General features: G+C 71.3%; 7 protein-coding genes and 1 pseudogene. 5 read left to right on the top strand and 3 right to left on the bottom strand.

The window, feature by feature from the left end; translation table 11 throughout:
- Nucleotides 1-350 precede the first annotated feature (350 nt).
- Complete coding sequence (locus ACFW1A_RS32525; RefSeq protein WP_380415298.1) at nucleotides 351-821, bottom strand: hypothetical protein; 471 nt, start codon at nucleotides 819-821, stop codon at nucleotides 351-353.
- A 928-nt stretch (nucleotides 822-1,749) separates the two neighbouring features.
- Complete coding sequence (locus ACFW1A_RS32530; RefSeq protein WP_380415300.1) at nucleotides 1,750-3,345, bottom strand: amidohydrolase; 1,596 nt, start codon at nucleotides 3,343-3,345, stop codon at nucleotides 1,750-1,752.
- 393 nt (nucleotides 3,346-3,738) lie between these two features.
- On the opposite strand from ACFW1A_RS32530, the gene ACFW1A_RS32535 reads away from it, so the two are divergent.
- Both ACFW1A_RS32535 and ACFW1A_RS32540 read left to right on the top strand, forming a co-directional pair.
- Complete coding sequence (locus ACFW1A_RS32535; RefSeq protein ID WP_380415302.1) at nucleotides 3,739-5,052, top strand: DUF3533 domain-containing protein; 1,314 nt, start codon at nucleotides 3,739-3,741, stop codon at nucleotides 5,050-5,052.
- A 64-nt stretch (nucleotides 5,053-5,116) separates the two neighbouring features.
- Nucleotides 5,117-6,412: pseudogene (locus tag ACFW1A_RS32540) on the top strand (IS701 family transposase); the annotation flags it as partial.
- Nucleotides 6,413-6,679: 267 nt separating this feature from the next.
- Here the strand turns inward: ACFW1A_RS32540 and ACFW1A_RS32545 are convergent.
- A complete protein-coding gene (locus tag ACFW1A_RS32545; RefSeq protein ID WP_380415304.1) occupies nucleotides 6,680-7,444 on the bottom strand; it encodes a GntR family transcriptional regulator in 765 nt (254 codons plus the stop codon).
- Between the two features lie 354 nt (nucleotides 7,445-7,798).
- Here ACFW1A_RS32545 and ACFW1A_RS32550 point away from each other — a divergent pair, with 354 nt between their 5' ends.
- The 3 genes from ACFW1A_RS32550 to ACFW1A_RS32560 all read left to right on the top strand — a co-directional run bounded on the left by ACFW1A_RS32550 (nucleotide 7,799) and on the right by ACFW1A_RS32560 (nucleotide 10,867).
- Nucleotides 7,799-9,067, top strand: coding sequence for a hypothetical protein (locus ACFW1A_RS32550; protein WP_380415306.1), 1,269 nt, complete (start codon nucleotides 7,799-7,801; stop codon nucleotides 9,065-9,067).
- A 70-nt stretch (nucleotides 9,068-9,137) separates the two neighbouring features.
- Nucleotides 9,138-10,475 (top strand): UDP-glucose dehydrogenase family protein, encoded by a 1,338-nt coding sequence (locus ACFW1A_RS32555; RefSeq protein ID WP_380415308.1) that lies wholly within the window; start codon nucleotides 9,138-9,140, stop codon nucleotides 10,473-10,475.
- A 53-nt stretch (nucleotides 10,476-10,528) separates the two neighbouring features.
- On the top strand, nucleotides 10,529-10,867 hold the full coding sequence (locus tag ACFW1A_RS32560) for a hypothetical protein (RefSeq protein ID WP_380415310.1): 339 nt from the start codon (nucleotides 10,529-10,531) through the stop codon (nucleotides 10,865-10,867).
- Nucleotides 10,868-10,911: the final 44 nt, after the last annotated feature.

Here is a 10,911-nt window from a genome sequence, read left to right on the forward strand (position 1 = left end):
GCACTCCCCCCCCCCGGACGGCCCCGGCCGCCTATCAGCCCGGGCCGCGCGCGAAGACCAGGCCCTACGGCGCCGGCCCCCGCGCCCCGCGCCAGGGCCGGGGGTGCAGCGGAGCCGGGGGCCGCCGCCGAGCGGCGAACCCCCCCCGGGCGTCGAAGCGGGCCGGGCAGGACTGACACGGTCCAGCCGCAGCCCGACCGATGGAGGACCGCCGGCCGACTGAACCCGTATCCGGCGACAGCCCACCCCGGCCCGGCCCGCACCATCGGCCTGCTCCACGACCGCACACATCGCTGCGCCTGGCCGAGGACCATGACCGGCCAAGGGGCTGGTGCCGGCCGCCGCCGGGGTCAGCAGTGGAAGCCCCCGCCGCTGTCGTAGGTGGCGTACCACTCGCCTATGCTGTCGTCGGTCTCCGCGGACAGGCGCACGCAGTGGCCACGGCCGGGCACCGACACCGGGCCGGCGTAGTACTGGTAGGTCGTCTTCCAGTCCTGGTCCTTCGTGAGCGGGGTGCAGGTGCCGGGGGTGTCCTCGGCGCACTCGTCGAGCTCGACATCGGTGTAGCTGGCCACCCCGGAGAAGCGGCCGACCTTGACGTTCACCGCGCAGTTGCGGCCGGTCGAGGAGTCGTAGAACAGGTGGGCGTAGCTGTACACGGAGCCGCCGCTGGCCAGCGTGTACGGGGAACCGCTGACCTCGCTGCCCGAGCAGCCCCAGCCCGAGGCCGAGGCCGGGCCGGCGGCGGCGAAGGTGAGCCCGCCCGCCACGGTCGCCAGCACAGCCGCGGCGCCGGCGAAGCGTCTGATGATTCCAGGCATGCCAAATCCCCCTTGTGGTCACAGGACGAGGTGAAAGGCCCCAACCGCGGGACGAGCCGAAACGGGCCCAGCCGCAGTACGGGCAGAGTGGACGTGCGGGCTTATCGGAACGGCGGGCCGGGTAAGGCCGGCGTTCCCAAGGGTCGGGGGGCCGGGGCCGACACGGCGGCGCCGGCACCGATGACGATCAGGGCAACGAGCAGGACAGCGGCGAACCGCGGCACGGCAGACTCCAACTACGCGGTGGCGACCGGGAAGTGGTCGGAGCCGGGCACTGCCGGGTGCAGTTCCTGCCGACACCGGACATCCTGGCAGGCAGCGCGCACCCGGTCACCGGGAAAGCACGTGCACGAAGATGCCCGGCACCTTGAGGACAGCACGACCCGGACCCGGACCCGGACCCGGACACGGCTGGCGGTGGCGGTGGCGGTGGCGGTGCGAGACGCGCTCCCGGCCCGCGACGCGGTCGGTGGCGGCGGTCCGGGACGCGATCCGTGACGCGGAACGGTTCACGCAACACCCTGCCGGCCCAGCAGGAGAGCCGGCTCACCGCCGTCCTGGCACAGGTGCGCGCCGGGGAAGCATCACTGACCAAGCGGCTCACCCCGCTGACCACCACCGCCGACCGCCTGGCCACCGCCCCGGAAGCCGCTCAGGCCACCGAGAGCGCCACATCGAGTGCGCGTTCGCAGGGTCCCGAAGGGGCACCGTTCTCTTCGCATCCGAGTGCCCCGAAGAGGCCACGGCCCGGTCAAGGCCCGAAGGGTCGGCATCCCGCCGGCCCGGAGTGCCCGCGCATCGCGCAGTGATGCAAATCTTTAGCTGCGAGTCACACCGCAAGAGCCGGTCGAGAGCTGTTGAGTCGGGCTCTTGCGGTGTCCATGGTGGTTCGGCGTGGAAGGCCAGGTCGGTCCGGGTGATGAAGCCATCAGGATTCGGTTTCGCCCGGGGCGTGTCGGCTGTAGACGCACTGTCCGGCCAGCCACGTGGCGTCGACGAGGATGTCCGCGATGAGTGCCGGTTCGACGGTGTGCGGGTCCGCGTCCAGGACAACGAAGTCGGCGTACTTCCCGACCTCGATGGAGCCGGTGATGTCGTCGGCGAACATTTGCCAGGCGGGGTCGATGGTCTGCGCCCGCAGAGCCTGGTCGACAGTGATCCGTTCTTCGGGCGCCAGGACCCGACCCGACTTCGACTGCCGCGTCACCGCCTCGGTGATGTTCCGCAGCGGCTCGGCCGGCGTGACCGGGGCGTCGTTGTGGAAGGAGATCCGCAGACCCGCCTTCAGGGCCGAGCCGGCGTTCGCGTAGTGCGCGCCGTGCTCGGGTCCGAACAGGTCGTCGACGAGGACGTCACCCCAGTAGTACAGGTGGTCGACGAAGATCGAGGCGGTGATGCCGAGGGCTGCGGCCCGCTCGAACTGGTCCGGGCGCATGGTGCCGACGTGCTCCAGGCGCAGCCGGTGGTCGTCCCGCGGATGCGCGGCGAGCAGCTTCCCCCACACGTCCAGGACCATGTCCACGGCGTCGTCGCCATGGCAATGGCAGGCCAGCTGCCAACCGGCCGGGAAGTACGCCTCGCCGATCGCCGTCAGCTGCTCAGGCGTGTAGTTGGCCCGGCCGCGGTGGTTCGGCTCCAGGCCCAGGGCCCGGGTGGTGTCGTTGGTGAGGTAGGGGAAGGAGGTGGCGATGTTCCCGATCCAGGGCGAGCCGTCGGCCCAGGTCTTGATGCCGACCTGCTTGACGAGGTCGTCGCCGTTGTCCGGGGTGATGTCCGATCCCATCTTCGGCCCCGACATCTCGTACAACCGCACCCTGACGGTCGGGCTGCTGGCGGCCAGCGCCGGTCGCAGCCGGGCGTCGAAGGACATGTCCGAGCACATGGTGATCCCGGCCATGTTCAGCCGCGCGTACTCGGCGTTCAGCACGGCCGGCCAGTTGCCGTCCTTCGGCATGAACGGATGCAGGCACGCCCCGACAGCCGCCGCTTCGTACGCGGTGCCGTCGAGCGAGCCACCGGCGGTGCGGCCGAAGCGTGCGCCAGCGGGATCCGGCGTGTCCTTCGACAGCCCGAGCCATGTCGCCGCGGCGCTGTTGAAGAAGGCCAGGTGCCCGGAGTTGTGCATGATCACCAGGGGCGTGTCGGGCGCCACCGAGTCCAGCCAGGCCAGATCCGGGGTCGGGAGTCCCTTCTGCAGAAGCGGGTCCCAGCCGTAGCAGCAGGTTCCGCCTTCGCCGCGCTTGGCGACCGCTGCCTTGATGGCCGCCACCACGTCGTCGGCGGCGGGGATCGTCGCCGGCCGGATGTCGTCGACGGACGGTCCGAGCACGACGGCTTCCTCGCAGACGTGGCCGTGCGGCTCGACGAAACCGGGCATCAGGCACCGGCCGCCCAGGTCGACGATCCGCGTCGAGCTGTCGGTCAGCGGTTCGATCTCGGCGCCCGTACCGACCGCCACGATGCGGCCGTCCCGCACCGCGACCGCCTCGGCCTGTGGCTGATCGGGATTCATCGTCAGCACCACGCCGGAAGTGAACACGACGTCGGCGAACCGCGGGGAGGATTCAGACTCTGCTGTCATGGCGTCAGTGTTCGCCCGGGCGCCACGGCCCGCCCACGGTACAGGCCCGATTGGAGGTACGCCCCGGTTCGTCGTCCACCCCGGAGCACTACGTACTGCTCCTGGGCCAGTGGGGTGCGCCGCGGCCGGCAGGCGCCGCCCTTGCGGCGGTCGTCTGGTTCCCGGCGACAGCGGCAGCCAGAACGTTGAGTCGGCCGTGAGTGTCTCGCCGACATCGAAGACCACGGATCGGATCCGGGCCGCATCCTTCCGATCCCGCCGTTCGATATACCGCCGCAGTACCTTCGCACGGGTCGCACCCGGCTTAACCCGCGGCGCGGTGCTACGGTCGCGATCGTGACCCCGGCCATGCCCCCCGGCCTCGTGCGTGCCACCGCGCTGGTGCTCCGTCCGAAGCTGTGGGTGTTCCCCTCCGCCCTGGCTACGCTGGTTACGCTGTTCCTGGCGCTGCTCTACATGGGCGGCATCCTGAACCCGATCGGCAACCTCCACCACCTGCCGATCGCCCTGGTCAACGCCGACACCGGCGCCCCGCCGCCCGGCCAGCAGCTGAAGCTGGGCACGCAGGTGGCGCAGGCGGTGGTCGCGGGCTCGCCGTCGAGCTCGGCGCAATGGAAGCAGGTCAGCCCAGCCGAGGCGCAGAACATGCTGGCCTCGGGCAAGGTCTACGGGGCACTGGTGATCCCGCCGGACTTCACCGCCTCGGTCGAGGCGCTCACCACGACGCAGACCACGGTGCGCCCGACCATCACGGTCCTGACCAACCCGGGGCTGGGCAGCCTGGGCTCGTCGCTGGCGTCCCAAATCAACCAGGTCGCGGCCCACCGGGCGTCGCTGGCCATCGGCAAGCAGCTGACCGCGGCGGTGCCCGGCGCCGACCCCACCACGCACCTGCTGCTGGCCGACCCGGTGGCGGTGACTACGCAGGTGGGCCACGCCATCGGCCAGGACAGCGGCCTGGGCCTGACCGCGTTTTACTACACCCTGCTGCTGATCCTGGCCGGCTTCGTCGGAGGCAACGTGATCAATTCCGGCGTGGACAGCGCGCTCGGCTACGCCGACAGCGAGCTCGGCCCCTGGCACACCCGCCGCCTGACGGTCCCGATCGACCGGACCCAGACCCTGCTGCTGAAGATGCTGATGACCGCCGGCATCACGGTGCTCACCACCTCGACGGTGATGCTGGCCTGCATCGCCATCCTCGGCATGGACGCATCGCACATCCCGCTTCTGTGGATCTTCTCTTACTGCGCGTGCCTGGCGGTCGGCCTCGGCGTCCAGGCCATCAACGCGGCGTTCGGCGGCATCGGCCAGCTGGTGTCGATGTTCGTCTTCATCGCCCTGGCCCTGCCGTCCTCTGGTGCGACCGTCCCGCTGCAGGCGACGCCGACCGTCTACCGCTTCCTCGGGGGGTTCGAACCCGCGCGGCAGCTCAGCGGCGGTGTGCGCTCGATCCTGTACTTCGACGCCCGCGCCGACGCCGGCCTTTACCGCGCCTGGGCCATGATCGCCATTGGGGCCGTGCTCGCGCTGATCTTCGGCTTCGCGATGGCGAAGTACTACGACCGCAAGGGGCTGAGGCGGCTGACGCCGCAACCGATGTCGGAGGCGGGGAACGGGATGGCGGCGGGATCCGAAGCTGGGAGCTAGTAGGGCTTGGTCAGGTGTACACGCTGGTGGCGTGTCCCGGCGGGGTTCTGCGCGTTGATGGTGTGTGACACCTGGGGAGTTGGATCAGGTCCGGGAGGATCTGGTGGCGTTCACCGCGGGGATGTTCGAGGCGTTCACGCGCACCGATCAGCACCGCTGGGGGCAGGCGTATGTTCGTGGGCTGCTGCTGGACGGGCGGCGCAAGTCGGTGGAGCCGATGGCCGCCCGGCTGGGCGAGGACGGCAACCGGCAGGCTCTGGCCCATTTCGTGACCTCCAGCCCGTGGGACTGGACCCATGTGCGGGCGAGGATCGCGTGGCGGATGCACGAGTCGATCGACCCGACCGTGCTGGTCGTGGACGACACCGGATTCCTCAAGGACGGCGACGCCTCCGCGTGCGTGTCGCGGCAGTACACCGGCACCGCGGGCAAAGTCGCCAACTGCCAGGTGGGCGTGTCGCTTCACCTGGCCCGCGGCCACGCCTCCGCGGCGGTCAACTGGCGCCTGTTCCTGCCCAAGTCCTGGGATCCGGGCTCGGATCTGGCAGACCCGTCAAGGTCGCCCGCAGGGAACGCTGCGGCATCCCGGTCGACCTGGGCCACGTCGAGAAGTGGCAGCTTGCGCTCGACATGGTCGACGAGACCCGCTCCTGGGGCGTGGACGTCCCTCTGGTCCTGGCGGACGCGGGCTACGGCGATGCCGTCGCGTTCCGGCTCGGGCTGAACCAGCGCGGCCTGAACTACGTGGTCGGGATCTCCAGCACCCCCACCGCACACCCCGCCCACGCGCGCCCGGTCACCGCGCCGTACGGCGGCACCGGGCGGCCACCGGTGCCCAGGTACCCCGACCCGGCCCGCTCGGTCAAAGCCCTGGTCGTCGAGGCCGGCCGGAACGCGGCGCGGCCGGTGCAGTGGCGCGAAGGATCCCGCCCCGGCACCGGCCGCACCGGCCACAAGCGGATGTACTCGCGCTTCGTGGCCCTGCGGATCCGCCCCGCCGGACGGGAGATCCGCGACGCCACCGAGGGCGTGGAGCTCGCCGAGTGCTGGCTGCTGGCCGAATGGCCCACGAAGGAAGCAGAGCCGGTCCAGTTCTGGCTCTCCGACCTACCGGCCACCACCCCGCTGACCACCCTGGTCCGGCTGGCCAAACTGCGCTGGCGCATCGAGCACGACTACCGCGAGATGAAGCAGGCCCTGGGCCTGGCCCACTTCGAGGGCCGCACCTTCAACGGCTGGCACCACCACGTCACCCTGGTCTCCCTCGCCCACGCGTTCTGCACCTTGCGCAGACTGGCCACCGCCCCAAAAGACGCGGCGCTGGCCTGAGCCTCTACCAAGTCGTCCGCGAGCTGCAGTTACTCCTCGCCACCTGGGCCGGCGCCTGCCCCACCCGCCACCGCGACATCCCCGCACCCATACAGACCTGACCAAGCCCTACTAGGTTCTCACGTCATCTACTGCAGGTGACTGGTCCCTTGCCGGTCCGGACAGTCCGGCCGTGCTGGCACAAGCCAGGCCGCACAACGCCAAGGGAGTGGGAAGTCGGGCAGTCAGGCCCGGCTCCTGAGCGGCCGGCTGGAGCCGAAGGCCGGTTCAGGCGCAGGCGAGGTGGGGTCCCCGGCGGCTACTGCTGCGAGGCCGCGCTGGGGTGGCGGGTGATGGGGTAGCCGAACTCGAAGGCCTCGCCGGACATGCGGGTGTCGTTGACCTCGAGCACGGTGCCGGCCGGGTTGGTGGCGGTGCGGACCACGCGCAGGAGGGGGACGCCGCGGGGCAGGGCCAGGCGCTCGGCTTCGCGGGGGGAGGGCATGCGGGCGCCCAGGGCCTCGAACCATTCGAGCGGGCCGTGGCCCATCTGCAGTTCCAGCAGGTCGTAGATGCCGCCGGGGCCGGTGTCGGCTTCGGCCAGGCGGGTGCCGCGGGCGAGGTGTGCGGGCAGGTAGCTCGTGGCGAGCTGGGTGGGGCGCCGGGTGTTGGGGTCGCCCATCAGCCGGTCGCGGATCAGCACCTCCTCGCCGGGGTGGACGCCGAGCAGGGGTGCGATGTCGCGAGGGGCCGGCCCCCAGGAGACGGCCGGCGGCTCCAGGGCGACCCAGGGTTGGGCGGCGGGGTCGAAGTAGTAGCCCCGTTCGTCGCGGAAGACCTGGCGGGCGCGGACCAGGCGCTGGCGCACGGGGGCCGGGCGCACCACGGTGCCGCGCCGGCGCACCGGCTCGACCAGGCCCTCCTGCTCCAGTTCGGCGACGGCTTCGCGGGCGGTCTGCTTGGCGATGCTGTAGCTCTGGGCGATCTCTTCCAGCTTCGGCAGCACGCTGCCCTCGGGGTAGTCCCCCCGCTCGATGGCGGCGCGCAGCTCGGCGGCGACCCGTCGGTAGGCAGGGGCGTTCATCGGTTCCTCCTGGGCTCTGTCGTCACAGCAGAACCATATAGGGCTAGGACTATTGACGACCCGTCAGGGGTGCGTGACTATAGTCCTAGTCCTATCGCGGCTTCTGCGGTAGGTGCACATTTTTTGTTCCCCGCCGGTGCCACCGGCCTCCTTGCCGGGCCTGCGCGTCGCTGTGGGCGCAAGCTCGTCAGCTACGCGCCGCCCCAGCCAGGCCGGTACGTGGGTACCAACAAGAACCACGCCCGGACCCCCGTCGAGCACGAGCGCACCCGCATCGGCTAGTGCGCGGCGGCGCTGCCCGGCGGCTCCTGTCGGGCCCCGTTCCTCCGCTTCGTTGTGAACCTGGAGGGTTCCATGTTCTTCCCGCACACCGTCATCGAGCAGCTGACCCCCACCCAGGTCCGGTCCTGGGAGAAGCACTTCGCCGGCGACCGGCACGAGCGCCCGCGAAGCGTCGAGGAGGGCATCTGGCGCCGCACCCAGGAGCCGGCCAACGCCGAGCAGTCCGGCTGGAGCGAGGACGCCCACGGCCGGCGCCGCGTCGTCCACTACAACCTCCAGTACGGGCTGAACTACGTGTTCCCCGAGCCGCGGCTGACGCTGGACAACCTCTACCTGATGGTCTCCCACCTCGCCCCGGCTGCCGAGATCGCCGAGTACCGCACCGACCTGGAGACCTGGCTCGGCGAGGGCCGCTGGCGCCCCCTGGCCGAGGGCGGCTGGCAGAAGGGCGACCTGGTCCTGCGGCTGGAGGAGTTCGACGAGCACCCGCAGGACCTGCGCGCCGGGCGTCCCACCCCGAACGGGTTCCGGTCGCTGGAGGTGGTGTTCACCAGCGACGGCCACGAGCTGCACCGCACGGTGCGCAACCTGCCGTGGGACGTGCTGGCCGGCGGTATGCGGGTCAAGGAGCAGCGCGGCACCCCGACGATCGCCCCGGACCTGGCCGGCCTGCTGGAGGCGGGGCCGTTCATGGTCGAGGTCGGCTGCGGCACCAGCATCGAGGCCGGCATCCCGCCGCTGCACTTCCTGCACGAGGTGTACCGGGTCACTCAGCGGCGCAGCAACGAGTTCACCCAGTCCCACGCCTTCACCCTGGCGCCCGCGGCCGACTCGCTGGTGCGCGAGATGGTGATCGGCGCCGACCTCAAGGCCCCCGACCTGGTGGCGATGTTCCGGGCCTGCTTCCTGGCCGAGCCGACCTTCGCCCACCGCGCCCTCAAGGCGCTCGCGGAGGCCGGACTGCTGGTCGGCCCGGTGCTGACGCACAACTTCGACGTCCTGTCCGCCCGTGCCGGCCTGCCGGAGCTGTTCCTGCGGCGCTACGACCAGAAGATCCCGCCGGTCACCTTCGACCCGCGCGCGAAGGCGCTGCTGGTGATCGGTCTGCACGCTGACCGGCGCGCGGTCCAGGCGCGCGCCCGCGAGCGCGGCATGCGCGTCTTCTACGTCGACCCGGAAGGCCTGGAGGAGAACGGCGTCTTCAAGGAGTACCCGATCGAGGGCGCCCGGGACGGGGACGTGATCGTGCGCCAGGGCGCCATCGAGGCGCTGGGCCGGCTGTGCGCGCTGGCCGGCATCACGGTGCCGGACGCGGTCAGTGACGGCCCGCTCACCCGATAGCGTTTCCGGGGTGCGGCCCGGACCCGAGCCGCACCCCCAAATGCCCGCCTACTCAAGGACATTGATCAGCATGCGAGTTTCCGTGATCGGCTGCGGCCACCTCGGAGCGTCCCACGCCGCCGCGATGGCCGAGCTCGGCCACGAGGTGATCGGCGTCGAGATCGACCCCGACAAGTGCGCGACTCTCAACACCGGCAAGTCCTGGTTCTACGAGGCCGGACTGAACGAGCTGCTGGCCAAGCACGTGCCAGCTGGCCGCCTGCGCTTCACCACCGACCCGGCCGAGGCCGCCGCCTTCACCGACCTGCACTTCATCGCCACCGGCACCCCGCTGCGCGAGGACGGCCGCGGCTACGACGCCACCCAGGTCATCGGCGCCGTCGAGACGCTGGTCCCGCTGATCGACCGCCCGGCAACCATCGTCGGCAAGTCCACCGTCACCGTGGGCACCGTCGCGACCCTCCAGAAGATCATCGCCGACAAGGCCCGGGTGCCCAGCATCGAGCTGGTCTGGAACCCCGAGTTCCTGCGCGAGGGCCACGCCGTCCAGGACTCCCTGTTCCCGGACCGGATCCTCGTAGGCCTCACCTCCGACACCGCCCGCAAGGCGATCGAGGAGGTGTTCGCACCGATCCTGGGGCGCGGCGACATCGACATGGTGGTCACCGACCCGCAGACCGCCGAGGTCGCCAAGGCCGCTGCCAACTCCTACCTGGCCGCGAAGATCAGCTACATCAACGCCGTCGCCGAGGTCTGCGACCTCACCGGCGCCAACGTGGACGACGTGGCCTACGCGATGGGCATCGACAAGCGCATCGGCCACGCCGGCATGCGCCCGGGCCTGGGCTACGGCGGCGGCTGCCTGCCCAAGGACGTCGCCGCCTTCGCCTACGCCGCCGGCGAGATGGGCGCCGCCGGAGCAGCCGGGCTGCTCGACGCGGTCCAGGCCGTCAACCGCGGCCGCCAGCACGCCGCCGTCAACCTCATCACCCACGCCCTCGGCGGCAACACCCGAGGGCGCACGATCGCCTTCCTCGGCGCCGCCTTCAAGGCCGGCACCAGCGACGTACGCGACAGCCCCGCCCTGCACCTGGCGGAGCGCCTCCACCAGCTCGGCGCAACAGTTCGCCTCTTCGACCCCGAGGCCCTGGACAACGCCCGCCGCACCCATCCCCACCTCGCCTTCGCCGACAACACGCTGGACGCCACGACCGACGCCGACGTGGTGGTCATCGCCACCGAGTGGCCCGAGTTCACCACGGACCCGAAGCTGCCCGCCGCGGCCAGCGAGCGGGCGAAGACCCGCACGGTGGTTGATGTCCGCAACGCCCTGGAAGCCGCCCCCTGGCTGGCCGCCGGCTGGACTGTCCACCAGATGGGCCGCCCCTCCCGAAACCCCGACGCCTGACCGCCCCGGACGGGCCAGGAACCGGGAGCGCAACCCACCCCGAAGGAGTGAACATGCAGGAACTCTTCGACCAAATCCGCCAGCTGCGCCTGCGGGATGAGCGGCGCAGCGCCGCCCCCGACGACGCGGTGCGGGAACTGCTCTTGGTCTCCAAGGTCGCCGAGGAGGCCTGCGAGGCCGGCGAGCTCTACCGGCGGTCCAAGGGCTGGGGGACCGACGGTCCGGTCACCGCCACCATCCACGAGGCCCAGCAGGAGATGTGTGCCGCGATCATGGCCGGGCTGGTCGCCCTCGACCGCCTGTGCCCCGACGGGGACGCCGGCCAGGTCTGGGCCGGCTACCTCACCTACGGCTACGAGCGGGCCCTGCGGGAGAACGCCGAAGCGGCCTGACCCCACCACCAGTGCGGCGGTCTGCGGCCCGGAGAAGCCCGGGC

It is taken from the genome of Kitasatospora sp. NPDC058965 (genome assembly GCF_042741245.1).
Classification (GTDB): domain Bacteria; phylum Actinomycetota; class Actinomycetes; order Streptomycetales; family Streptomycetaceae; genus Kitasatospora.